General features: G+C 48.5%; 21 protein-coding genes. 11 read left to right on the forward strand and 10 right to left on the reverse strand.

Annotated elements, in window-relative coordinates:
• Nucleotides 1-128: 128 nt before the first annotated feature.
• Nucleotides 129-1,064 (forward strand): ABC transporter ATP-binding protein, encoded by a 936-nt coding sequence (locus ACUN27_RS04275; protein ID WP_326063486.1) that lies wholly within the window; start codon nt 129-131, stop codon nt 1,062-1,064.
• A complete protein-coding gene (locus ACUN27_RS04280) occupies nt 1,048-2,001 on the forward strand; it encodes an ABC transporter permease (protein ID WP_326063487.1) in 954 nt (317 codons plus the stop codon). Before ACUN27_RS04275 ends, ACUN27_RS04280 begins: the two co-directional genes overlap by 17 nt.
• Nucleotides 2,002-2,085: 84 nt before the next feature.
• Here the strand turns inward: ACUN27_RS04280 and ACUN27_RS04285 are convergent, their stop codons facing one another.
• From ACUN27_RS04285 to ACUN27_RS04295, 3 genes are all read right to left on the reverse strand, one after another.
• Nucleotides 2,086-2,820: an HAD family hydrolase gene (locus ACUN27_RS04285; RefSeq protein ID WP_445558431.1), complete on the reverse strand. Its 735-nt coding sequence runs from the start codon at nt 2,818-2,820 to the stop codon at nt 2,086-2,088.
• Nucleotides 2,821-2,912: 92 nt separating this feature from the next.
• Nucleotides 2,913-3,374: a bactofilin family protein gene (locus ACUN27_RS04290; RefSeq protein WP_315953747.1), complete on the reverse strand. Its 462-nt coding sequence runs from the start codon at nt 3,372-3,374 to the stop codon at nt 2,913-2,915.
• Between the two features lie 5 nt (nt 3,375-3,379).
• Nucleotides 3,380-4,408 (reverse strand): peptidoglycan DD-metalloendopeptidase family protein, encoded by a 1,029-nt coding sequence (locus ACUN27_RS04295; RefSeq protein WP_445558432.1) that lies wholly within the window; start codon nt 4,406-4,408, stop codon nt 3,380-3,382.
• Between the two features lie 201 nt (nt 4,409-4,609).
• Between ACUN27_RS04295 and ACUN27_RS04300 the strand changes: the two genes are divergently transcribed.
• Nucleotides 4,610-5,701, forward strand: a complete 1,092-nt coding sequence (locus tag ACUN27_RS04300) for a ParM/StbA family protein (RefSeq protein WP_315953749.1) — start codon at nt 4,610-4,612, stop codon at nt 5,699-5,701.
• 46 nt (nt 5,702-5,747) lie between these two features.
• Here ACUN27_RS04300 and ACUN27_RS04305 read toward each other — a convergent pair whose 3' ends face one another.
• The 3 genes from ACUN27_RS04305 to ACUN27_RS04315 all read right to left on the reverse strand — a co-directional run bounded on the left by ACUN27_RS04305 (nt 5,748) and on the right by ACUN27_RS04315 (nt 10,215).
• The gene (locus tag ACUN27_RS04305) at nt 5,748-7,127 is read right to left on the reverse strand and encodes a GerAB/ArcD/ProY family transporter (protein WP_445558433.1); all 1,380 of its coding nucleotides are present in this window, start codon (nt 7,125-7,127) and stop codon (nt 5,748-5,750) included.
• A 270-nt stretch (nt 7,128-7,397) separates the two neighbouring features.
• Nucleotides 7,398-8,573 carry a Ger(x)C family spore germination protein gene (locus tag ACUN27_RS04310; protein WP_445558434.1) on the reverse strand — a complete coding sequence of 392 codons (1,176 nt, stop codon included), beginning with the start codon at nt 8,571-8,573 and terminating at the stop codon, nt 7,398-7,400.
• Nucleotides 8,560-10,215, reverse strand: coding sequence for a spore germination protein (locus ACUN27_RS04315; RefSeq protein ID WP_315954014.1), 1,656 nt, complete (start codon nt 10,213-10,215; stop codon nt 8,560-8,562). The genes ACUN27_RS04310 and ACUN27_RS04315 overlap by 14 nt, the downstream gene beginning before the upstream one ends.
• Before the next feature lie 227 nt (nt 10,216-10,442).
• Between ACUN27_RS04315 and cls the strand changes: the two genes are divergently transcribed.
• Nucleotides 10,443-11,873 (forward strand): cardiolipin synthase, encoded by a 1,431-nt coding sequence (gene cls, locus ACUN27_RS04320; RefSeq protein WP_445560592.1) that lies wholly within the window; start codon nt 10,443-10,445, stop codon nt 11,871-11,873.
• A gap of 24 nt (nt 11,874-11,897) precedes the next feature.
• On the opposite strand, the gene ligD is transcribed toward cls, so the two are convergent.
• Nucleotides 11,898-12,782, reverse strand: coding sequence for a non-homologous end-joining DNA ligase (ligD, locus tag ACUN27_RS04325; RefSeq protein ID WP_445558435.1), 885 nt, complete (start codon nt 12,780-12,782; stop codon nt 11,898-11,900).
• A gap of 234 nt (nt 12,783-13,016) precedes the next feature.
• Between ligD and ACUN27_RS04330 the strand changes: the two genes are divergently transcribed.
• The 5 genes from ACUN27_RS04330 (at nt 13,017) to ACUN27_RS04350 (ending at nt 17,730) form a co-directional block, all read left to right on the forward strand.
• The gene (locus ACUN27_RS04330) at nt 13,017-13,634 is read left to right on the forward strand and encodes a nitroreductase family protein (RefSeq protein WP_315953753.1); all 618 of its coding nucleotides are present in this window, start codon (nt 13,017-13,019) and stop codon (nt 13,632-13,634) included.
• 135 nt (nt 13,635-13,769) lie between these two features.
• The gene (locus ACUN27_RS04335) at nt 13,770-15,452 is read left to right on the forward strand and encodes a hypothetical protein (RefSeq protein ID WP_445558436.1); all 1,683 of its coding nucleotides are present in this window, start codon (nt 13,770-13,772) and stop codon (nt 15,450-15,452) included.
• Between the two features lie 143 nt (nt 15,453-15,595).
• Nucleotides 15,596-16,162, forward strand: a complete 567-nt coding sequence (locus ACUN27_RS04340; RefSeq protein ID WP_127453570.1) for a sigma-70 family RNA polymerase sigma factor — start codon at nt 15,596-15,598, stop codon at nt 16,160-16,162.
• 4 nt (nt 16,163-16,166) lie between these two features.
• Complete coding sequence (locus tag ACUN27_RS04345; RefSeq protein WP_445558437.1) at nt 16,167-16,895, forward strand: anti-sigma factor domain-containing protein; 729 nt, start codon at nt 16,167-16,169, stop codon at nt 16,893-16,895.
• 508 nt (nt 16,896-17,403) lie between these two features.
• Entirely contained in the window at nt 17,404-17,730 is a 327-nt protein-coding gene (locus tag ACUN27_RS04350) for a YnfA family protein (RefSeq protein WP_326063838.1), read from the forward strand.
• A 13-nt stretch (nt 17,731-17,743) separates the two neighbouring features.
• On the opposite strand, the gene ACUN27_RS04355 is transcribed toward ACUN27_RS04350, so the two are convergent.
• Together ACUN27_RS04355 and ACUN27_RS04360 are read right to left on the reverse strand one after the other, a co-directional pair.
• Entirely contained in the window at nt 17,744-18,355 is a 612-nt protein-coding gene (locus ACUN27_RS04355) for a DUF2238 domain-containing protein (protein ID WP_315953757.1), read from the reverse strand.
• Nucleotides 18,356-18,448: 93 nt separating this feature from the next.
• Entirely contained in the window at nt 18,449-19,741 is a 1,293-nt protein-coding gene (locus ACUN27_RS04360; protein WP_445558438.1) for an arsenic transporter, read from the reverse strand.
• 152 nt (nt 19,742-19,893) lie between these two features.
• On the opposite strand from ACUN27_RS04360, the gene ACUN27_RS04365 reads away from it, so the two are divergent.
• Together ACUN27_RS04365 and ACUN27_RS04370 are read left to right on the forward strand one after the other, a co-directional pair.
• Nucleotides 19,894-20,295, forward strand: coding sequence for a MarR family winged helix-turn-helix transcriptional regulator (locus ACUN27_RS04365; RefSeq protein WP_315953759.1), 402 nt, complete (start codon nt 19,894-19,896; stop codon nt 20,293-20,295).
• Nucleotides 20,296-20,514: 219 nt separating this feature from the next.
• Complete coding sequence (locus ACUN27_RS04370; protein ID WP_445558439.1) at nt 20,515-24,591, forward strand: sulfite reductase subunit alpha; 4,077 nt, start codon at nt 20,515-20,517, stop codon at nt 24,589-24,591.
• Here the strand turns inward: ACUN27_RS04370 and ACUN27_RS04375 are convergent.
• Nucleotides 24,588-25,559 (reverse strand): substrate-binding domain-containing protein, encoded by a 972-nt coding sequence (locus tag ACUN27_RS04375; RefSeq protein WP_445558440.1) that lies wholly within the window; start codon nt 25,557-25,559, stop codon nt 24,588-24,590. The genes ACUN27_RS04370 and ACUN27_RS04375 overlap by 4 nt on opposite strands.
• Between the last annotated feature and the right edge of the window lie 58 nt (nt 25,560-25,617).

The following is a 25,617-nucleotide window of genomic DNA, read 5'->3' on the forward strand; positions in this document are numbered from 1 at the left end:
CCTTCTAGGTAAAATCGTATAAGATCATTGTACATAATTGTTGGAAAAATCCATAGTGAGCGCAGTCATATTGTCAGCAGTAATCAGGTATGACTCTTATGACTTATAGCGGTAGGGAGCGATAAAACATGGCAGCAGCAGTGCAAGATCAGTCACCGATTGTACAAATTGAGCGGATAACCAAACGAATCGGTACGAAGACGATTATTGATCAATTAACGTTCGACGTCCCACGGGGGGAAGTTTTTGGATTTCTAGGCCCGAATGGGGCCGGTAAAACAACAACGATACGAATGATGGTTGGACTCATGTCGATCACGGAAGGAGATATCCGGATTGGCGGTTATTCGATTCGGACCCATTTCGAACAAGCGATTCGCCATGTCGGCGCGATTGTTGAAAATCCGGAAATGTATAAGTTTCTGAGTGGCTACCACAATTTGGTCCATTACGCCAGAATGTTTCCGGGAATAGGAGAGGACCGCATTGAAGAGGTCATTGAGCTTGTAGGCATGGAAAACCGGATTCATGATAAGGTGAAAACCTACTCTTTGGGCATGCGCCAAAGACTCGGTATTGCGCAAGCCTTGCTGCATAAGCCGGATGTGCTGATTCTGGACGAGCCTACGAACGGCCTGGATCCAGCCGGTATTCGTGAGCTGCGCGATCATTTGCGCAAGTTGACGCGCGAGGATGGCATCTCGGTTATTGTATCCAGTCACCTGCTGGCCGAGATGGAACTCATGTGCGACCGGGTTGCCATTATACAGAATGGGAAGTTAGTCGATGTTAGATTGATCAAAGAGTACGCTAGGACGGACGGCAAGCTCCATGTGGCTTTTGAAGTGTCGTCGCCGGATAAGGCATTGGCTTTGGCTGCTTCACATTCTGTGAAGGCTGAGGCGGAGGGCGATGAACTGATCCTGATGCTGGATAAGGAAGAAACGGCCCTATGGAACAAACGTTTTGTAGAGGCAGGCATTGCGGTTTATGGAATCCGTACGGCAACGAAGTCGCTGGAGGATCAATTCTTAGAGATGACAGGGAGTGATCCGATTGCTTAATTTAATCCAGAATGAACAGATGAAAATTTATCGCAGGCTGCGTACTTGGATACTGGCCCTGCTGCTGATCGCTATTGTCGTCTTGGCTGGTCTCGTTTCTCATCCGGGTACGGATGAAGACGCAAGCGATAAATGGAAGGTTAGCGCTGCAGAAACGATTGAGCATAATAAGAAAGAGCTGGAAAACAACGATCTTCCGGACAAATTCAAACAGCAGATGAAGGAAGAAATCGCGCTTCAACAATACATGTTGGACCATAATTATCCTCCTACGGATAACACGCTCTGGGGCGGAGCCATTAGGGCCTCTGGCATAATCATCGTAGTGACGCTGTTTACCGTCATTATTGCCGGGGACATGGTGGCTGGCGAATTCACTTGGGGAACGATCAAGCTGCTGCTTATTCGTCCAGCGAGCCGGGCCAAAATTCTTCTGTCCAAATATCTAACGACGCTCCTGTTTGCTGTGACCCTGTTGATTGTGTTGTTTGTTACGGCTCTCATTGTGAATGGGTTCCTGTACGGCTTCCAGAACCTTGGACTTCCTCACCTGAAAGTGGATGCAGAAGGGCAAGTGCATGAAGGGAGCATGCTGGTGTTTACGCTAGCTACTTATGGGTTGAAGTTGATTGAGCTCGTGATGATTGTAACGTTGGCATTTATGATATCGACCGTATTCCGCAGTTCCTCTTTGGCCATCGGTCTCAGTATCTTCATCATGTTCGCCGGACAGATCATTACCATGCTGCTCCTGAGATACAGCTGGGGCAAATACTTCTTATTTGCCAATACGGATCTTACGCCCTACTTAAAGGGGCAGCCGCCGCTTGCGGAAGGCATGACACTTGGATTTTCCATTGTCGTTCTGGTTGTCTACTTCCTGCTGTTCATTCTGCTTTCCTGGGAAATATTTCGGAGACGCGATGTGGCGGCGTAAACAAGTAAGGTTCCCCTAAAAAATAAGGCTGCCCCTTGGTCAATTCATGACTTGGGGACAGCCTTTTTTACGTTAGCGTCTTATTTATTTCTTGATATACGACTGAATAGTGGTTGGAACTTCTTGCAAGGAACCGAGCTGGTAGAACGCTCCTTGAGGCTTGATATCGATCGTACCTGTGTTGTAAGCCCAGTCCTGTTCAACAGGAATGTGAATGGAGTGGATCCCTGCATGGAGGGCAGGCAACACATCCGTTTTGACGGAGTTGCCAATCATCCACGTATGTTTGCGATCAAAACCTTGCTCATGCATGATCGTTTCCATGAATTCCTTGGTCTTATGCACGGTTACGAAGATTCGGTCATGAAAATAGGTGTCCAGGCTTAGGTCCTTGACCTTTTTCATTTGAATCGATGCATCGCCGCCTGTGTACAGGAAGAGACGATGGCCATCCTGCTGCAGTTGATCGAGTGTTTCGTTCATGAGCGGATAAGGTTCGACCGTGTATTCATACACGGTATGACCTAATTGCATCAGCCATGATTCTTCTTTAGCGCTCATTTTCCGGTTGAAGTGCCTGCTAAACCATTGATACGTTTCAACAAATGACTTGGGAAAACGCTCGGGCATGAAGCCATGGATATGAATGCCGGCGAGATCAATTTGGAGCTGTTTTTGTTTAATGTCCTGCGCGTTAAGCCCATGTCCGGAAAACCAGGTCAGCATGAGATCAACGAACTGGTCAATGACGACGTCAAAATATTTATTACAATGGACTAATGTATCATCAAGATCAAAAAGTATCGTTTGTTCTTTCATAGGCGCTGTCTCCTGCAGTTAGAAATGAATTTCCAACCATTATACCATGCTCTTATCGCATCTCCTAGGGGCAGCGTTGATGCTCCATTTACTTACATCGCAATGGTATTTCCTTTGTAGGTGCCATTTGTAGTGGATGCAGGAGGATTCATATGGCTATCCGGCTCGTTTTTTGGCTGAGGTTGAGGTGCTGCTGCAGCGGATGTTGTTTCCATCTTGCTGTTTCCTTGGAATTGCCCACCTTCTTCAATAATAAAAGAAGCAGCGCTAATGTTGCCATGCAACGATCCTGTTGACGTTATGGTCAGTTTGCCTTTGGTGATAATGTTGCCATGGACATTCCCTGCAAGAATGACATCTCTGGCTGAAACATTGGACTTCACGACGCCGCGCTCCCCGATGATGACATCCCCGGCACATTCGATATCCCCTGTGATGCCGCCTTCGATGCGAATGCTGGCTTCCGATTTAATTCGTCCTTCAAAGGTGGTCCCTTCGCCAATCAACGTATCTGTCGTATTTGGATTCATAAGGTTTTTCTTGGATTTAAACATGATGTCTAGTCATCCTTTCGATTCGCTTTGAGATATGGTTTAGGATCAATGCTTTCTCCATTTTTGAGCACTTCATAATGAAGATGGGGGCCAGTGCTGCGTCCTGTGGAACCAACTAGGCCTATAGTACTACCTTTGGTGACGTTGTCTCCATTGTTGACAAGAATTTTATTTAAATGCATATACCAAGTGCGTAGGCCCTTGGAATGCTCGATGACAATGTTATTGCCGTGGTAAATATCCTTTCCGGTGCTGACGACTTTTCCATCAGCGGTGGCGTAGACGGCATCATTCTCCCTGGCCCCGAAGTCAATGCCGGAGTGAAAGCTCGGGCTATGTGTGAAGGGGTCGGTTCTATAGCCAAACGTCGACGTGACGATCCTCACATTCGTCGGATACAGCGTAGGCGTTATAGCGAGTTGGTGTTGTTTATCGGCAACCTTTTGTTTCGTTTCGGTTAAACTGGTTTGCAGTTCTTTCACTTCGCTGTTTAGCGCTGTAAAAGAAGCGGATGTCTGCTCGCCTAGCTGCATAATAGCTTCCTGAGAAGCTGGATTAGGACTTCCGCCTATTCCGCTCGTGGCAACAGGGGGAGTCTGTTCCTCCGTAGATTTGTTTTCATTAGCTGCTGTCGCGCTGGCGACCGCTTTGCCGGTTACGTTGGCATCGAGACCCGCGATGGATTTGAGATCATTCTCGAATTTTTTCATTTCTTCGACTTGCGATTTCATCTGCTCCGCTTGCTGGGACAGTTGAATGACTTCATTTTGCAACTGTTCAATTGCTTTGTCTTTCGAGGTTAAAGTCGCGTTCCATTGCTGGCTCGCTCCGCTAAGTTTAGCCTGCAGCGCGTTGGCTTTTTTCGTGGTTTGCGCGTGCAGGGCATACGTAATGAGGGTTATAAGGAGCAGCAGTGAAAAGCAGGCCGCTGCGATATAAGCGAATAAATGGGGTACTCGAAACCTGACGACCGATTGATTGGCATCCGGTATGATCACCAGCGTCAGTTTTTTGGGCTTCCATTTGAGCTTCATAAAGGCTAATTTGTCTCCTTATCGTGGTTGAATTTGGTAAAGTCTATCTAACAACATCATTCGTCATGATCCGATAAAAACCTTCCTTATACCTACTGGTCCTAGTCAAAATGAGTCGAAAGTAGGAAGGAATAGTGTCGGATATAATCGAATGTTCTTAACAATTACAGGAAAGACAGTAGATTTGGAGTGGAGGCACGCATGATTAAGCTTGCAGGTATTGATATTGGTAACGACAGCATTAAGCTGGTGCTCGATGGGTCCAAGGATCCTTTAGTCATCCCGAACATTATTGCGCCGGGTTACGAAAGGCACATTTTACAGGAAGAGGATTCCCCTTGGAAAGCGCTAGACGTCATGATTTACAGTCCCTCTCTCTCTCAAAGAAATCAGCGTTATTTCGTCGGTCAGCTTGCGCTGGAACACGAAGACAACCTGGAGCTGGAAGACACCGATAATAAAGCGGTTTCGGATCAATCCCTTATTGTCGCGCTTACTGCGTTGGCCTACCAAGGTCTCGCCACTCAAGCCTTCAACAGCGGTTACGGCGCCGTGGATGAAGTGGAGTACACGCTGGGAACGGGGTTGCCCGTTCGTGCATTTGCGAAGTACAGTCAACAATTCGAACAGAGGTTACTTGGCGAGCATGAAGTTACGTTCCTATCCACGCCGCAATTCCATAACCGCAAAATTAAAGTATCCATTCGCAAAGTCGCTGTTTCAATTGAAGGAGCCGCAGCTATTTTTCATCTGGCCACCCACGACAGTTTAATGGTGAAGGACGAAGAAATTTACAACGGTTGTATCGGCGTTTGTGAAATTGGCGCATTGACGACGGATTTCCCTGTTATTAAACGGATGGCGATTGATAATCATTTCAGCCATGGCGAGCAAATTGGCATCGCTACGTATCTGGATGCGATCATTCGCGATGTGGAAGATGCTTACAGCTACGTGTTTCCAAGCCGAGCCAAGCTCGTGCAGCGTATTAAGCAACGTGATTTCACGATTCAATTGCTTGGCGAAGGTCAAGTTGACATCCGCCCGATCGTGGATCAGCACTTCCGGCGCGCAGCTTTGCGCATGATCGAGATGATCAAGAAACGCTGGCGCAAATATCCTGACATTCAATGCTTCTATGTCATTGGCGGTGGCGCTTCAGCCTTGAGACCCTACATCCAAGAGGCGGCAGGTTCACTTAAATTACGTTTCGCGAACGATAGCGAATTCCTCAATATGCATGGCTACCTGAAGGTGGCCAAAAGTCGGTTAAACCAGGCAGCTCCTGTCTAAACCGAGCAAGCACCTGTGAATCGGGTGCTTTTTTTTATGCCCGCTATCATTTGCCGGCTTCCAATTGTTTCAGTTGGCTCACCTCCATATAAGTCGTCAACGAGGCCAGCAGCATGCAGATGGCGAAAATGATGGCGCAGACGCTCCCGATGGCCGAATGGTATTTACTGAACATAAGTCCTACCATCAAGCATAGAGCCGCAAGGATCATCAAGGCATTGCCTCCCCAAAGCCAGTGCTTGTAGGATACACGTTGACTAAGTTTTCCAATTTTTTGAGACGCTTGCACGCTGGAATTCTGACTGCTTGGCGAGCTGTCTTTCATATAGGCTGGATTGCCCGACTTGCGTTTTTTCCGAGCGATGGCTACGACGAGAATAGCCATCACCAGAGGCTGATAGGCCAGCGCGAAAACTGGAGCGCTGTAGTTAGAGAACGCTAATAGATCTGTTGTGTTTCTGAAGGACAATAACGTGGTCATCACAATGCACAGTGCAACAGGTTTGTTAATCGTCGGGTAGTTGCGTTTATCCAGGATGGCAGAGATACCTAGCAGAAGCGCCATATAGATCGTAATCATTTTACAAGTCACCGTTGGATACCAGATCATCAAGATGATGAGATCAACACGATCGAGAAAGTCCGTGACATGAATCGTTTGAACCAAATTGTATATGGGATACAAGAAATTTCCGGGCATCTTGGGTCCAAGAACAACCAAGATCAGGAAAACCGCCATGGTGAGCAGGAAAATGCCAAGCAGGGAGCCATGTCGGATGGAAGACCTGACTTGGTTGGAATTGCTCATCATATGAAGAAAAGCCCCGAGAATGAAGATATCTCCTGCATTGCCGATCGTGAGTATAGAGCCTGCGGCAACATGCTGCAGCGGCATGGTCATGGCAGGAGTAATAAGCTGAAGATATAACTCGTTCGACAACAAGAGCGGCATACTCAGCACGGTTACGACAAAGAGAGGGTAGAATAAATCATTCACCCGGGCGATCACTTCCACGCTGCTTTTGCCGAAATAAATCAGCAGCAGGCAAGGCAGCAGCGTTAGTATTTCAAGTGGTGTATTGTGAAGCAGCAGCGTAGTACTAAACCTGGATACGGAAGAAATATCGCGCATCACAATTTGCCAGAAATGAAATATCATAATTAGATTAACGATGGTACCGCCAACACGGCCCAGCAATTCTTGTGTAATTTCAAAAATATGTTTTTGCGGATAATGTTTCGTGATGTAGCCAAAGAAGCTGGCCACCCCAAAAACATAGAACACAGAAGGTAAATAGCTGTACCAAGCATCCATCTGTGAGATACGGATCAGCACATTTTGCAAGGTGAGAATCCCTCCGCTTGTGATGACAGAAGACGCTAACCAGGAGAGTTGCCGCTGATTGATCACTTGTTTTCGATCCATGGTGAATCCCACCCTTTTCCCTTAATGCTTATCCCTTAGATGCCCAGTATTCTTGCAAACCAAGGGGAAACGGTATGAATAAAGAAACGCGAAGGCATAGGGACTTTCCAGTGCAAGTACTTGCTGAAGAAGAGGCCTAGGGTGAGAAAAGTAAAAAAACCATAGGTGATCTTGATCGAGCCCTTCTCTTGCCTTAGCATCCTGCGATCGATGAGAAGCGAACCTGCCATAGTAATCAGAAAACATATCATGAATATGCGATCCAATAGGTTACATCCCCTCTTTGATAACATTTTTGTTGATCAGACCGGTTTCTTCAATGGTAGCACTGACGTGAATGCGGAACTCCGCATCCTTTAAATAAGCTTCCCATTTCGCTTCTATACCATTGTTCCACTCATACGGATGGCTTCGCCAAAGAGTCAAACCAAGATGAGCAGAGTCCGTTCCTTCTTTTTGCATCTGCTTAACCGCCGCCTGAATAGACTTGATAATTTGTTCCGCAAGTTGCTTCTCAACTCTCCGCATCACTTTGGCCTTGTTCAGATCCAGATTCGATAGATCTTCTTTCACAGAGCCGTTCGCGTCGATGAGGATATCAAAGATGACCTTGTCTTGTTGAAGCCTAGGTTTAATTTGCGTCTGCCCTTTCGTCACTGTAATGGAAATCTCGTTGGCGTTTCCCTCCTCTGGCGGGAAGGAAACGAGATATTCTTTCACATGATTCCTCAGCCACATGAGCCCTTCTGCTTCGTGGTTCTTGTAAATGCCAACCAAGCGGTCGCCTTTAAATTGTCCATACCCAATCATTTGAATTTCATGGGAAGGTTCCTTGGAGGCTTGCGATTGCTTTGGTTCCAAATAAGTCAGGATTGGATCGCTGTTGAAGCTCAACGTAATGCCAATATCCTTGGTGGAAGTACCCAAGGACTGCCTGGATTTCGTCAGCTCCCGAATGACTTCAGCCGGGAATCGTTCGAATTTCGGCTCGGTGTTCAGCAGGTCATAGCCCTTGCCTTTGGTTATGACGAGGAAGGATGTCATCCGGCTTTCAGGTGAGCGTGGAACGGTGTCAAAGATGACACCGATGCCCTTCTTGGCCAACTTCTCTCCAATCACGATCGTCCTCCGATGGGAGAGAAACAAACGGCGCGACATGCGCATCTGGAGCCTTGTGTTGGCTTCGTGAAACGTATTGCCTACATCGGAGTCGATGTAGTAGCTCTTGCCGCCAGCGGTGCCTCCGCCTCCGCCGCTTGCACCGCCCATGGAACCGGGGAGAGGCAGCATGTAGGAGACACGAAATTTGCCGTCATCCTCCAAGTCGACGGCAGACGTGAGAACAAACGCGATGTCGTTGGTTTCAGTTCGATCCCAGCAGCCTGTCAGGCAGACAATCAGGAGGGGGAGCGGTAAGAGCTGGCATAGCCGTCTAGGATGAACCATTCTGATTGCCCTCCTCACTGGAGTGATGCTTATGCTGGATCGAGCTACCGTCTAGGCCTCCGTCCTGCATGATCTGTTGACTGAGTTTGTCATCCATTCGGTGAGCATCTTGAACGGGCATGAATTCCGGACGTTTGTTAAGATCCCACCAAGGGGCACGAACGAATACATCCTTGATATCGCCCGAGGATAGAGGTCCGATAGGTGACAAGTAAGGCACGCCAAAAGAGCGGAGGTTCGCCATATGTCCGATTAAAATCATCAACGAGAAGAAGATGCCATAGAAGCCGAAGACCGCTCCCGCCAAAAGGATGGGGAAACGCAGCATACGAATGGCGATGGCGCCGTTAAAGCGCGGGATTGTGAAAGAAGCAATCCCGGTAATGGAAACAACGATAACCATTGGCGCAGAGACAATCCCTGCTTGCACGGCTGCCTGACCTACGACCAGCGCCCCCAAGATGGAAACCGCAGAACCAACCGCTTTGGGGAGTCGGATGCCGGCTTCGCGCAGCGCCTCGAACGTTATCTCCATGATGAAGGCCTCTACGGCCGCGGGAAACGGTATGGCTTCTCTGGATGCCGCAACGCTTAGCATTAATGTCGTTGGTAGTAGTTCTTGATGGAACGTCGTTATCGCGACATACAAAGCGGGCGTCGTCAGCGATAAAAAGACGAAAACATAACGAAGCATCCTTAGGAGAGAGCCGATTTGGAACCGCTCATAGTAATCCTCGGACGTCTGCATCGTTTGGATGAAAACAAAAGGCACGATGAGCGCAAACGGCGTGCCGTCCGTGAGAATGGCCACCCGTCCCTGCATCAAGGCTCCGGCCACAACATCAGGCCGCTCCGTATACTGCATCTGCGGAAAGGGGGAGTATGCATTGTCTTGAATCAGCTCTTCAATCATGCCGGACTCCAGAATCGCGTCGATCTTGATGAGCTCCAGCCGTTTGACCACTTCTTCGACAAGGGAGGGCATCGCCAAGTCATCCATGTAACAGATGACGAGATTGGTGTTGCTCTCTTTGCCGACGCACATGGACTTCATTTTCAGCCTGGGCGTCTTCAGCTTGCGGCGGATCATCGAGGTGTTCGTGCGAATGCTCTCCACGAACCCCTCCTTCGGTCCGCGCACGACGGTCTCCGTCTCCGGCTCTGCAACGGAGCGCTTTTCTGTTCCGCGGATGCCGAGCAGGATCGCCTTCGCGTTTCCTTCAACGAGCAGGGCGGCGTCCCCGCCCAGCACGGAAACGAGCAGGTCTCCGTAATTATCGGAGATCTGTGTTTGGGAGACGGGGAGAATGGCGTCTGCGATGCGCTGGACGGACGTTTCTCCGCCGCCAATCAGCATGAGCGATTTCATCGTGTCATTCAGCAGTTGGGTGTTCGTGAGCCCGTCAACGAATAACAGAAGTGCGGGAATGTTCGGCTCAATGTCGAATTGGCGAACGACGACATCGGAGCAGTCCTGGAAAATGGCTTTAATGAAGGCGTGATTATCATCCAATAGCAAAGAGAGTGGTGTTTTCTTCAACTCTTCGATGAATTGATAGTCCAGCGAATCATGTAGTTCTTTTTGCTCGCCACTAGAATCCTCCTGCTTGTTTGATGTGCGCTTGCGCAGGATACTTTTCATCAATGGATTGGATGTTTTGACCATGCGAATGGCACCTCCCGCCAGAATGATCATAGGAATGCGTTTATTATTCTCTGCGAAATGAAGGATTTTATTACGAAAGTTGGAAAATTTTATTGTTTCCATGACTTGAAGGCAGATCAGTATAGAGGGAAAGCCCTTGGCAAAAGCTAACGTGACAAGGAATTAGAAGGAAGTTTTTCGCGCTACGAAGAGGGGTGAAGCTCGTGATTTGGATGGTTGGTGTACTGCTTCTTTTCATTTTTCAGACAGCTACGATATTGATTGGTGAGTACAAAAGGCCCGCCAAGACGGTGGCATGGCTGTTCGTTTTATTTATTCTCCCGATCATCGGCTTCCTCATGTACTATTTCTTAGCCAAGGAATACACCCAGCGCAAAACGGTTCGACGTAAAGGGCGCCGTAGAAGTTCCGAAGCCAGACACCAGTGGCTGGGCAGGGGAAGCCACAACCAGGAGAGAATCGAAGAGCAGCACTATCAACTCTTCGAGGATTCACGGCTATGCGGGCTGCTTCATAACATTCCGGGCTCGGCCATTTCGCCGAACAACCGAGTGAAAGTGCTGACCAATGCGGATGTCACATATGAGGCGATGCTGGAAGCCATCGAGAAGGCCGAGAAGCATATTCATTTTGAATTTTATACGATTCGGCATGATGCCATAGGTACCAGATTTCAAGAAGCCCTCATTCGCAAAGCGTTGCAGGGGGTGAAGGTTCGCGTCATTTATGACGGAATCGGTTCCTACTCGCTTTCGTCAGCTTATATCGATAGATTTAAACAGGCGGGGATTGAGGTTTATCCCTTTTTGAGACCACTTATTGCGTTTTTCGATAAACGAATGAATTACCGTAATCATCGCAAAATCATCGTCATCGATGGGGTGGTTGGTTTTGTCGGGGGTATTAACATCGGAGACGAATATCTGGGGGGTGACCCCAAGCTTGGCTTTTGGCGCGATACGCATCTTATGCTGAACGGGGACTCAGTGTATTACTTGCAGACGACTTTTATGACGGATTGGCTGTTCGTAAGCGGGGAGCGTTTGGCTGATGATTCCATGTATCCGGAGCATCACGAATCGGAGACTTCCTTGGTTCAAGTGATTTCAAGCGGCCCGGACGCTTACTGGGATGCGATACAGGAGATGTTTTTTGCAGGAATTGTTGCGGCCAAGAAGCGGGTGTATATGACGACACCCTACTTTATTCCGGATGCAAGCATAACGATGGCGCTCAAAACGGCCGTTCTCAGCGGTGTGGATGTCCGCATTATCCTTCCTTACAAAGCAGATTCCCGTATTGTTCAATATGCCTCCCGCTCCTATTTATTAGAACTCATGCAGGCCGGGGTTCAGTTCTACCTCTATCGGAAAGGATTCATGCATGCCAAGGTCATGATCATCGATCATATGATGGCAACCGTAGGAACCGCCAATGTGGATATGCGCAGCTTCTTTAGCAATTTTGAATTGAATGCGGTTATGTTTAATCAGGACGTGATTGATCGTCTGGAAGATGACTTTTGGATGGATTTAAAAGATAGCGATGAATTGAAATTAGCCGAATTTGAGCAAAGATCGCGATTGGAGAAGGGGAAAGAAGTGATTGCCCGACTGCTGTCACCTTTATTTTAAAGGAGTTCTATACAGAACGACTAGCTAGCCGAGTCGGGCTAAAATCGCGTCCAGGTTTTGGAGAGGAACCCCTTCAATCAAGTCGCCGTATTTCTTTAACCGGTCGAGGACCGTATGTAAATTGAATTCACGAGGGCTAGGACGCAGTTCAACCTCTTTCCATAACAGGGGAGTGGAGACGGATGCGTCTTTTTTGGCGCGCGGCGTATAGGGGGCAGAGAGTGTTTTCCCGTACCAATGCTGAAGGTAGTCGATATAGATTTTATCCCCGCGGTTCTTCTTGAACCGTTCGATCGTAAATAGATTCGGGTAAATCTTGACGACATACGAGGCGATAAAATAGCCGATTTTCCGCAGCTGCTCGAACGTGTAGCCAGGCTGAATTGGAATATAAATTTGAACACCTGTGGCGCCGGAGGTTTTGGCAATGGACTGAATGCGCAGAGAGTCCAGCACCTCACCGATGATATGCGCGGCTTCCATAATGCGCGGCTCTTCCTCCAAAGTTGGGTCGATATCAATCACCCACTCTGCCGGCAGCGTGTCCCCGATATGGTGAAAAGAGGGATGGAACTCCAAACAAGCCAGATTCCCCAGCCAAAGAAGCGTAGATAAGGAGTCCAAGTTAACGTACTGAATGCCATCGAGCGGAGCCAGCTTCACGAAGTTAGGTACCGGATCGGGGGCATTTTTTTGGTAAAAGGACTTTTGATCATACCCGTTGGGGAAGCGGATAGTCGTTAAGTGCCGGTTGCGGCAGTAACGCAGCAGGTAGGGTGACAGCTCGGATAATTTGGAGAGATAATCTCCTTTCGTTATGCCTGCTTCAGGCCAGAGAAGCTTATTGGGGTTGGTGATGGTCAGCTCATGACCTTCCACGAGCAGTGTTCCTTTGGTTGTGACCGCCATGGGAATATCCCTCCTGCACTTTGTTTAGTTCTGATTATTCCCTCCTGGACGAGTTCTCAAACTTTAGAGGAGATTTCCGTGTTCAAAGTGGTTGACAAAATTCGAAGAATAAATCATAATAATAAAAGTAAATAACAAATAGTAAGTAACATATGAAGTGGAAGATGATGCTGTTTTGTTATTAAATTTATTTTATACATTACACTAAATCACATGTGATGGAGGAGATTTTATATGAGTAACAATGCGGTAGAGAAAAGCAATGCTTTCCTGAAAGCTGTTAAAGAAAGACGTACGTACTATGGACTAAGCAAAGGAACTGTTATTTCTAACGAACGCATTCAAGAGATTGTGAACGAGGCTGTGAAATACACGCCATCCGCTTTTAACTCACAAAGTGCCAGAGTTGTTGTCTTGTTCGGCGATCAATCCGATAAATTATGGAGCATCACCAAAGAAACGTTGAGAAAAGTCGTGCCTGCAGGCAGCTTCGCGCCAACAGAAGAAAGAATTAACGGCTTCAGCAACGGTTCCGGTACTGTTCTTTTCTTCGAAGATCAAACTGTTGTGGAAGGACTTCAAGCTCAGTTCGCCTCTTATGCCGATAACTTCCCGATTTGGTCCAACCAATCTTCAGGCATGCTGCAGCTCGTTATTTGGACGGCGCTTGAGCAAGAAGGTCTTGGTGCATCCTTGCAGCACTATAACCCGCTGATTAATGATGAAGTTGCTCAAACATGGAATATTCCAAGCGAGTGGAAGCTGATTGCCCAAATGCCTTTCGGTAAACCAACTTTTGTTCCTGGCGACAAAGAGTTTCAACCGCTTGAAGATCGCGTAAGATTCATCTAATCGAATTGAGAGAATGCCCCTTTCATTGTCAGACGACAGTGAAGGGGGTTTTTTATTTATTTTTTAAAATAAGCAAACCGCCTATGCCTAAGCTTCGTTACCTTAAGTAGCAAAAATAAGGAGGAGTCATCGCGCATGGTTAATGTGAAAAAAGTAATCGTATCTTCCCTCGTATTATTAGGGTTAGCAGCAGGTGCTACGGCTTTATCAGCCGCGGCGGCGGAACCGCTGAACGTGAAATCCGAAACGGATATTGCGGGAGACTTGGGTATTCTGCAAGGAGACGGCAGCGGCTTGACCGCGGAATATTTGAACAAATCGACGACAAGGCTGCAAGCGGCGGTTATGTCTTTGAGGTTAAAAGGTTTGGAATCCGAGGCGCTGGCTTATAAGGGGACTGAGAACTTTAAGGATGCAAGCGGCGTTTCCAAGGAGAATCAAGCGATTCTTGGCTATTTGAAAGCGAATCCTGCTCTTGGTTGGCAAGGAACGGGTTCCGATATTTTCGAACCTATGGCTGGTATTACGGCGCAGCAGTATTACAAAGTTTTGCTGGAATCCCTTGGCTATGGGCAAGGAACTGATTTCCAGTACGACGATGTCATTACGTTTGCAGCCAAAAATGGTTTGTCCAAGATTGCTGGTGTGAAATCATTCAAGAACCTACATATCGCGACTGCTACGCTCGAGGCGTTAAAAGCGCCAATCAAAGGGTCATCCAAGACACTGGCGGTAGACTTAAGCGACAAGGGCAAAATTAGTGCGAGTAAACTTAGTGTGCTCGAAACTCCGGCGCTTGGCTTGAAGATGAGCGATGCTTTGGGAAGTTATTTAACAGATGCCAAAGGGATGACTTTATACTATTTTACTAAAGATGTAGCGAATGTTAATTCTTGCGTAGACGCTTGTTTGGCGAACTGGCCGATTTACAATGCCAATAATTTTACGGTTCCCGCTGAATTCAGCGCGGCAGACTTCGGAGTTTTCACGCGTGCTGACGGCAAGGATCAGATCACTTACAAAGGGTGGCCGCTGTATTACTTCGCGAAGGATCAGAAACCGGGAGACACGGTTGGCGATAACGTAGGCAAGGTCTGGTTCGTTATTAAGCCTTCGAATGGCGGAATCGCAATGGGCACGAAACCCGATCTTGGCAATTATCTGACCGATGCTCGCGGCATGGCGTTGTATTACTATGATAAAGACACGAAAGGCGTTAGCAACTGCTCGGGCAAATGTTTGGAGAAATGGCCAGTATTCTACTCAAGTGCAATATCCGCGCCTACGGGAGTGAACTCGGCTGATTTCGGCACCTTGGTCCGCGCAGATGGCAGCCTGCAAACGACGTACCAAGGATTTCCGTTATATTACTGGGTGGATGACAAGAAAATGGGAGACACAACGGGACAGGACGTTGGCCATGTTTGGTACGTGATTGATCCTGTGAAGTTCAGTGGAACACAAGCTGTAAATTCCTCTGTAAAAACAAGTAAATCCGATGCGCTAGGTACCTATTTAGTTGATCAAAACGGCATGGCCCTGTACTTGTTTACCAAAGATAAGGCTGATCCTAATTCCTGTGTAGGTCCTTGTTTGGTAAATTGGCCGATCTTCTACGACGAGAACCTGACGGTTTCCACGGATCTTGCGGCAAGTGATTTCGGTGTGCTGACGCGAGCTGACGGTAAAAAGCAAAGCACTTACAAAGGCTGGCCGCTTTACTACTGGGTGAAAGATCATCTCCCTGGTGAAACGACGGGACAAAATGTAGGCAAAGTCTGGTTCGTTCTCGATCCGGCCAAGACAGAAGCGAGATAAACAAGACAGCTTTCAAACGCTCCGGCATGCTGGCAAGCTCAGCGATGCCGGGGTTTTCTTTTTCTATAAATCTATTGCCAAGACAACATGCGGGGAGATAAGGTAGTAGTATTAACTTTATTTCCACTCGGAGTGTGCCGAATATGCGAAATCGAACGGATGCCGAACTCATGAAGTTGGTCTTGGGTAAGCACCATCCTGCACTGGAAGAGCTTTACGATCGTTATGCGAAGCTTGTGTATTCCTTTGCCCTGAAGTCTTTGAAGGAGGAACAGGCCGCCAGAGAAATTGTTCAGCTTGTTTTTACACGGCTCTGGACGACGGAGAAGGGCTATGACGCAAGCAAAGGCGGCTTTGTAAATTGGATTATTACCGTTACGAGGAATATAACGATTGATTATTTAAGGAAGAAACGAAGACTTGAGCAAGTGGTCCGTTTTGAACCTAGAGAATGGGAACATTCCCTTGTGTCTGACGCTCCGGATCCGGAGTCCGTGATCTCACGCAAATGGATCGGGGAGCAAATTCACGAGGCGTACGTACATTTGTCAGAGAGCCAGATTCAATTGATCGATATGATGTATTGGCAAGGTTATTCCTTAAGTGAGATAGCCTCTCAAACCAACGAACCGGTGGGCACGATCAAAAGCCGCTTGCATCAATGTTTAAAAATACTTCGTAAGCATCTGACATCACTGAGGGAGGGATGACGTCATGAAAGAACATGAAACTGTGGATTGCAATGATTTGGTCAACTATTTGACCGGCGATTGCACAGAGCTAGAACGCGCGGCTTTCGAGCGGCATCTGCGAACTTGTGCCAGCTGCCGCGAAGAATTAAGAGACCTGCAGGATGTTTGGCAGGCTTTGCCTTTTGAAATGGAAGAAGTGGAGCTGCCGCCGGACTTAAAGCAGCAGGTCATGCAGTCCATCCTGCCACCAGCTAAGATCGAGGCGATAATAAGCAAGAAAAATCGGTCATACAAATGGATTTACGGGTTGTCCGCTGCGATTATCTTAGGATTGGCAGTAGGTATTTGGTGGAGCAGCCAACCGAAGAATTCAGCCCTATCCGTGAATCCGGGTTTAAGTGAACCGGCAGAAATCATGCATACGTTCCAATTAAAGTCCGTTGAAAGCACAATGCCAACGGCTTCAGGAACGGCATGGGTGCTTCAGAACGGCGATGTTCACAACGTGGTTATTAATTTGCAAGGCCTCCAAGAGACAAAGGGAGATACGGCGTACCAAGTTTGGTTTAATCGGAACGGAAAGCGGTATAACTGCGGAACGCTCCGCGTTGATGAGAAAGGCACAGGGGTGTTGACTTACAGTATTCCGGTGAAAGGCAAGGATTTTCAGATTGACTCCTTCGGCGTTACGCTTGAGCCCGATCCTAACGGGCTGCAGCCGCGCGGGAAGAAGATATTGGGCACCTCCTAGAACGCTGCCTATGAGAATGAACAAGCCGCTTTATGTACGATTGGGTTCATAAAGCAGCTTGTTTGCTTTGCTCTAACTTGGCAAACTCGCTCGTCCTAGAAGCACGACGAAATCATTTATCTTGGTGAATGCGTCCCGGGGGGCGAAAGGAGTGGGAACCATGGGGCGTTATTTCACGGGAAATAACCGTATGAGCCTGCGAAGGGGAACTGTGGTCTCTTATTTCGTAATTTAGGCGCGATTTGAGCTTATTTCGCTGAAATAAGAGCCTACAGTTCCCTCCAGATGCGAAAAACCGCGCTTTTTAGCTAAATAGCGCCCTGTAGTTCCTTACATGAGGATTGTCTCCGTCCAATGCACGGCACCTGTTGTTGTTGGTCTGCCCCGGCGATACCGGGAATGAGTAGAAAATCAGGATTCCTTGACAAGACAGGGCAAATTTCAGATGATGGCTTCAAATGCCAAGGTGTGATTTGGCGGAATCTTTATCAGTGAGGAGAATGAGATTGTGTTGTTATCCATATTGATCTTTGTTGTCGCAGGGCTAGCGGAAATCGGCGGGGGTTATCTGGTTTGGCTATGGCTGCGGGAGTCCAAGCCTTTGTGGTACGGCATCATGGGAAGTATCATCCTCATCGTATATGGGATTATTCCAACCTTGCAGAGCTTCCCCTCATTTGGTCGGGTGTACGCAGCTTATGGCGGAGTCTTTATCATACTAGCCGTATTATGGGGATGGGTCATCGACAAAAAAACACCGGACCTTTACGACTGGACCGGAGCGGTTGTCTGTGTCATCGGTGTTTCAATTATGTTATGGGCGCCCCGGGGATAGGGGAGACTTATTTTCAACGGGCGAGCTTTGTTTCTCCGTGTTTGCGTTTCCAACCCAGCAACATCATCGCAATAAGCGCTCCGATTAGACCGAGTCCCATATCTTTTTCCGAGTCAAAGACATCTCCTTGCATACCGACATACTCCTGGCCAGCTTGACCTGCCACATAAGCAGCACCCATTTCTATGATTTCGAAGAAGGAGCTGAAACCGAAAACGACCGCCACGGGCATCGCATAAGACCAGAAGCCTCGCATGCCGCCGGCGCGGGTCAGCCATTCTCGGGCAGGATATGCCCAAAGCAGCCCGAACAGGAGATGCACAACCCGATCATAATAGCTGCGATGGGTATGGAAGGCTTCTTTTAGCCAAACGTCGAAAGGGGTACCTTGATAAGTATAATGAGCTCCATAGGTATGAAAGCACAAGAAGATAAAGATGAACAAATAGGACAATTGAGAGAACCGAAATCTTTTATAAGTGAAAAGAAGGACAAGAACGACAGAGACAAGCAGTATATTTTCCATCAGCCACTGCATGCGATCCGTTGGTGAAATCGCCATGAATACCCAGTACGCCGCAAAAACGGTGATCATCACGTACAAAGGCCATTGCTTTTTACCCATCCCCATCAAGCCCACCTTCTCTAGATGACTATTTTGAATAACAAATCTGCTTATTCTTATAGTGTGGACATAAATACAAACGTCATGCAGCCCCTAGGTAATAACCTTCAACCACAGATATAGACCAAGTAAAGTGATGAGCAGCGTAGGGATAGTAAGCACGACGCCGATTCTAAAATAAGTCACCCAGGTGATCGTTACCCCTTTTTTCGAAAGAACGTGGAGCCAGAGCAGTGTCGCCAGTGACCCGATCGGTGTCATTTTAGGCCCCAAATCCGACCCGATCACATTGGCATAAATGAGAGCTTCTCGAATCACGCCGTCAGTCCCCGTGCCATTCACCGCCAGTGCGCCAATCAGTATGGTCGGTAAATTATTCATAATCGAAGAGAGAATAGCTGACAGGAACCCCATGCCGACAGAGGCAGCCAACAAACCATACCCCGAAATAACTTCAATTACTTTTCCTAATGCATCGGTTAAGCCGGCATTTTTTAAGCCATATACGACGACATACATGCCAATTGAAAAAATAACGATAGCCCATGGAGCGTCTTTGACGATCTGCTTCGTTTGGATGGCCTTGCTGCTGCGGGCAAGCAGGATGAAGACGAGCGTAGCGATTCCTACAATGAAGGAAACAGGGATTTTAACGAATCCGCTGGCCAAATATGCCGCTAGCAGGACACCTAGAATGACCCAGGACAGTCGAAAAAGCCGAGGATCTCGAATGGCGGCAGATGGATCTTTGAGATGAGTCCCGTCATAATCCGCAGGAATATCTTTCCTGAAGTATAGATACAGCACCAGTAGACTTGCTCCTAATGAAAAAAGGCTGGTGACGAACATCCGGCTGGCATAGGTCGTAAAATCAATATTGAAAAAGTCGGCCGAAACAATATTCACCAAATTGCTGACAACGAACGGGATGGAAGTTGTATCCGCGATAAACCCGCTGGCCATGATGAAGGGGAGAATCATTTTATCCGGAAATTTTAAAGCCCGAACCATGGCGAGCACAATAGGCGTCAAGATGAGCGCAGCACCGTCATTGGCGAAGAAGGCCGAAACTGCGGCTCCCAGCAGGATGACGTAGATGAACATGCGTTTGCCATTGCCCTTTGCCATACGCGCCATATGCAGGGCTGCCCACTCGAAGAAACCTATATTATCGAGGATGAGGGAGATCAGAATAATGCCGACAAAAGCCAAGGTCGCATTCCAAACGATCCCTGTTACGGTGGCGACGTCCTGCAGTGAAACAACTTGAAAAATCAGTGCCAATAAGGCGCCTGCCGAAGTGGAGTAGCCGATATTAAGTCCCCGTGGCTGCCAGATGACGAATGTAATGGTAAGTAAAAAAATAAAGACAGCCAAATAAATCATGTATTCCTCCCGACTCGGATTTCTTCAACATTTTCATAGTTCCTCTATCATTTGTCAATGCTTAAATCAAAGATTTGATAAAGGGGGTCAAACCGTACCTTTAAATCGAAGTAGTGTGTTAAAATGATGTATCTTATTTTCGAGGTGCAGATATGTCCAAAGAACGATTACCCAAAGCGGTCTACGAGCAGCTAGCTTTATTTCGATATCAGATCCGAAAGTTTATACATTTCAGTGAGTCAGCGGCGAGAGCGCATGGGCTCACCCCGCAGAATCATCAGCTGATGCTGGCGATCATGGGGTTTCCGGGGCGGGATTATGCAACGCCAAAAGAGCTTGCCGAGCGCTTGCAAGTTACACCGCACGCCTGTGTGGAATTAATTAACCGTTGTGAACAGCTACAATTGGTGTATCGTATGCCTAATCCGGATGACGGGCGGAGCATATTCATCCGTTTGTCGGAGTCCGGCATGCGCCTATTGGAGGACCTTTCGGAAATTCATATGAATGAATTAAAAAATATCGGGCTTTTGGAATTCCCGGAAGAGGATTAATGTTATAAAACTTAACGTATATAATGTGATAATCAAAACAATATCTAAAAATTAGGTGTTTTAATGTTATGTAAATTAACATAACCCCTTGATTTTTATCGCAGTACGATATATATTTTGTTGTAAGTAAGTATAATTCGTTTGCGAAGATGTCGCTTTTCTTACATTTATACAAAAATTAATCACGTGCATCTTGCACGTTAGCGCTGGTGAATCAACATGACAACAAACAAAGTGAAAAGCGTCTGTCCCTATTGCGGTGTTGGATGCGGAATTGTGCTTGAGGTATCAGGAAACCGCGTGCTCAAAGTGACGGGTGATAAAGAGCATCCGACTAATTTTGGCCGTCTGTGCACCAAGGGCAACACCTGTGCGCAAGCTATCGCAGAGTCTGGGCGGATGGAATACGCATATAAACGTCTAGCGCGTAAGAAAGAACCTGTCAAAACCGGGATGGCCGATGCCATCAGGGAGACGGCGAAGCGGTTGCGTTCTATCGTTGACAAGTACGGGCCGGATGCCATGTCTTTCTATGTGTCGGGTCAAATGTCGCTGGAGGCGCAATATCTGGTTAATAAGCTGGCGAAAGGCTTCATCCGAACCAATAACATTGAATCCAACTCCCGCTTATGTATGGCTAGCGCAGGCAGTGGCTACAAGCTGTCGCTTGGGGCGGATGGTCCGCCGGGCTCGTATCAGGACATGGACCGCACGGATTTATTTTTCGTCATTGGAGCCAATATGGCGGATTGCCATCCCATTCTCTTCCTGCGAATGATGGATCGGGTGAAAGCGGGAGCTAAGCTGATTGTGGTGGACCCCCGCCGTAACGCGACTGCAGACAAAGCAGGGCTTTACATGCAAATTAAGCCTGGGACTGATCTTGCGCTTCTGAATGGCCTGCTGCACTTGCTTGTGAAGAATGGCCATACGGACCCGGCTTTTATAGCGGAGTTCACGTCAGGATGGGAAGGTATGCCGGCATTCCTGGAAGACTACACGCCGGATAAAGTTTCTGAACTAACCGGCATCCCCGAAGCCGACATCCGTCAAGCGGCATTATGGATTGGCGAGTCGCCGGAATGGATGACGTGCTGGACGATGGGGCTGAACCAGAGCACTCACGGAACTTGGCATACCAATGCCATCTGCAACCTGCATCTGGCAACAGGCGCCATCTGCCGACCTGGAAGCGGGCCCTTCTCCCTTACGGGCCAACCCAATGCCATGGGGGGCCGGGAGATGGGGTACATGGGCCCTGGCTTGCCAGGGCAGCGATCCGTGCTGGCGCCGGCTGACAGGGATTTTATTGAAGACATGTGGGACGTACCGCGGGGAACGTTGAAAACCGAAGTAGGCACAGGAACAGTGTCGATGTTCGAAAGCATGCAGGCCGGAGATATCAAAGCCTGCTGGATTATTTGTACGAATCCGGTCGCGACGGTGCCTAACCGCAAGAATGTGATGGCAGGTCTTGAGGCCGCTGAGCTCGTTATCACGCAGGATGCTTTCTATGAGACAGAGACGAATGCGTATGCGGACATCCTGCTTCCCGGCGCCTTATGGGCGGAGGCCGAAGGCGTTATGATCAACTCCGAGCGGAATTTGACGCTAATGGAGAAAGCGGTCGAGCCGCCCGGCGAAGCGATGCCGGATTGGCAAATCATCGCCAAGGTGGCTTGCGAGATGGGGTATTCCGCTGCGTTCACTTACACGTCCTCGGCGGAAGTGTATCAGGAGATTCAGCGGGCGTGGAATCCTAAGACCGGCTACGATATTCGGGGAGCCTCCTATGAAAGGCTGCGCGAAACATCGATGCAGTGGCCAGTTGCGCCAGACAGCCGGAATGATCGCAATCCGATTCGTTACTTGAATGATGGGGTCAGCCAGCATTTGAAGGAACTTGCGGACGGAAAACGTCCGCGCATCGTTTTTGCGACAGAGAGTGGGAAAGGAATATTCTTGGCCCGGCCATATTTGCCGCCGGCGGAGATGCCGGACTCCGATTTCAACTTTGTGTTGAATACAGGCCGGTTGCAGCATCAATGGCATACCATGACGAAGACGGGGAAAATACCGACGCTGAACAAGCTGAACCCCGGTCCCTTTCTCGAAATTCACCCGGAGGATGCCGAGTCGCTTGGCGTCAAGGAGCAGGACAAAATAGAAATTCGTTCGCGTCGCGGACTTGCAATCCTGCCTGCGGTCATAACCGATCGCGTGAGGCCGGGGAACTGCTTCGCTCCTTTTCATTGGAATGATGTGTTCGGAGAGAAGCTGGCCATTAACGAGGTGACAAGTGATGCGGTTGATGGTATCTCCTTTCAACCGGAACTCAAGTATTGTGCGGTTTCACTAGCTAAACAGAAGGAGGAAGTGAAGATGGCTACGATGGCACCTATAGATACGCTTGCAACGATGTTGGGCATTCAATCCGCACCGCCAATGACGCTGGATAATCATGAGAAGATGTATCTTTCCGGATTTTTGACAAGTCTCCGAGCGGAAGATTCCCGTCAGGTGCCAGGTATTCCTGTTCTGCCTCCTACAGCGCCTTTGGAGGCATCCAAACGGTATTGGCTGGACGGTATGCTGGCTGGTATGTTCTCTCGCACTTACCTTCCGGAAGCCATAACGCTGCCTGTGATAACGCCGGAGACCCAGCCAGAAGTGAAAGCAGCAGTAACAACGCAGTCTGATAAAGCATCGGTGACGATACTATGGGCCTCACAAACTGGGAATGCAGAAGGGGCAGCGATCCAATGTGCGCAGAAATTGCAAGAAGCGGGCTACAACGTGCGTCTCATGAATATGAACGCCTATGCAATGGCAGATTTAAGAGCGGAACGTTACGTTTTCTTCTTGGTTAGCACGTTCGGTGCCGGAGATCCGCCCGATAACGGTGAGAGCTTCTGGAACGCGCTAAAAGGAGAAGCGATGACGCGTTTACCTGAGTTGAATTACTCCGTTCTGGCCTTCGGGGATTCCAACTATGATTTGTTTTGCGGCTTTGGGCGCAATTTGGATGCGCGTTTGGAGCAGTTGGGGGCTAAACGCATTAACGGGCGGGTCGACTGTGATACGGATTACGAGGAACAAGCCGCAGCGTGGATGAAAGCCGTTGTGATGAAGTTAAGTGAACCGACTGCTGCAGTTACAACCGAAGCCCAAGTCACCTATGACCGCAATCATCCATTAACTACACGAGTTGTAAAGAGTAGGCTTTTAAACGGAGAAGGTTCCGAAAAAGAAACCCGTCACTATGTTTTCGATCTGGCGGGCAGTGGGATGTCTTACGAGGCCGGGGATACGCTTGGCGTATGGCCAACCAATGATCCGAAGATGGTCTCGGACATATTGGAAACCGTTAAAGTAGATCCATCGACACAGGTGACGGTAAAAGACAAAGGTCAAATGACCGTCACCGAGGCGCTTAGCCGTCACTTCGAACTTGCCAGGGTCACACCGGGGATTTTGGAGTTCATTCAGGAGCGTGTCCACAGCGAAATGCTGGGTAACTTATTGAAAAATAAAGCGGAATTGAAAAAGTGGCTTTGGGGCCGCCAATTGGTTGATGTGCTGCAAGCTTACCCGATGAGTAAAGCTGTCTCTGCGGAGGAACTTCTACAAGTGTTAAAACCGCTGCAGCCTCGCCTGTATTCCATTTCCTCTAGTCCCAAAGCGGAAGCTGATGAAGTCCACATTACCGTATCAACCGTTCGTTATGAAATCGAGGGCAAACCGCGGACCGGTGTTTGTTCCGGATTCCTGGCAGATCGCGTCCAAGGCGAGGGCGAGGTGGGACTCTTTATCCAAAAGACCGCTCACTTCAGACCTCCGGCCAATCCGGACGCTGGCATGATCATGATCGGACCGGGTACAGGAATCGGGCCTTTCCGGGGCTTTCTTCAAGAGCGTCAGGCGACTCGCGCCAAAGGGAAGAACTGGCTCATTTTCGGGGAACAGCGTGCAGCGTGTGATTTCTACTTCAAAGAGGAGCTGGAAACCATGCTGCAAGAGGGGACGCTGCACCGTCTGGATACCGCTTTTTCCCGTGACCAGGAGGAAAAAATCTACGTTCAGCACCGCATGCTGGAGCATGGGGCAGAGCTGTGGGCATGGCTGAAGGCTGGCGCTCACTTCTATATTTGTGGAGACGCCAGTTCAATGGCCAAAGAGGTAGATGCCACGCTGAAACAAATTATTCAGCAGCATAGCGGCATGAGTGCAAGTGAAACGGAGAGTTATGTGAAAGAAATGTCGCGTACCAAACGATATGCGAAAGATGTCTATTAAGTTTCAAAGAGAACGCGCCCTGTTTGGGATAGATTATATCCTTGAATAGGGCGTATTTCATTATGGAAAACCTCCGATTGCAGCACTTCTTTTACCCGCTCGATCCATGACAGATTCTCTGGTTTCTTCAGCATAACAAGATCAACGCGCTCTTGAATGAGCGGAATGAAATCGACGCCACCGACCATAGAAGCCGCTTTTTCGATCCCTACACCGAAATCTCCTTCCCCAAGAGCCACTTTGCCTGCCACGCCCATATGATTCGATTCCTCACGTTCATAGCCGATAAGATCCCGATAGGAAATGCCATGCAGACGGAGCTGCTCATCGAGCAAAACGCGGGCGCCGGAGCCCTTTTCGCGGTTAATCAGCCGAAGGCCTTTCTGCTTGAGATCAGCCCAGCGCTGAATCTTTTTGGGATTTCCTTGCTGGACATAGAGACCTGCCGATCTTGAGACAAGATTGATGACAACATAAGAGGAGCCGATCAGTATTTTGCGTACATAAGGAATGTTGTATTCTCCGGTGTCACCGTCCAAGAGGTGTGTGCTGACGATGTCGGTTTCCCCTCTGTACATGGCGATTAAGCTGTCCAAACTTCCGACATAAGACCGTAGGGGCCATCTGTCAGGGACTTTTTTCTCGATATGTTTGGCCAAAATGTCCAAGCTAACATCCTGTCCGGTGATGACAAGCGTGTTTTTGGGGACTGATGACAAGCCGGATGAAGTGGCTAACGATGTATTTGACGGCGGCGCTAAATCCGCAGAGTTCACTTTGAGCGTAGTAGGCATATCACCTTTGGCGCGCGTTTTATAAGCCTCCAAGTCCGAGGCGTCTACACGCATTTGCTTACCTACCCGATAGGCGGGTAAATCCCCCTTTTTAATGAGGTCATAGACCGTTAGTTTGGAGATTTTTAAAAGCTTCGCGATCTCTTCCGTGGTATAGGATATATCGGCTGTCATGGTCACCCTCCGTGGCGCTCTGGTTATTCGTTATCCTCTATCATAAGCGGATCTATGG

Source organism: Paenibacillus sp. WC2504, assembly GCF_052682475.1.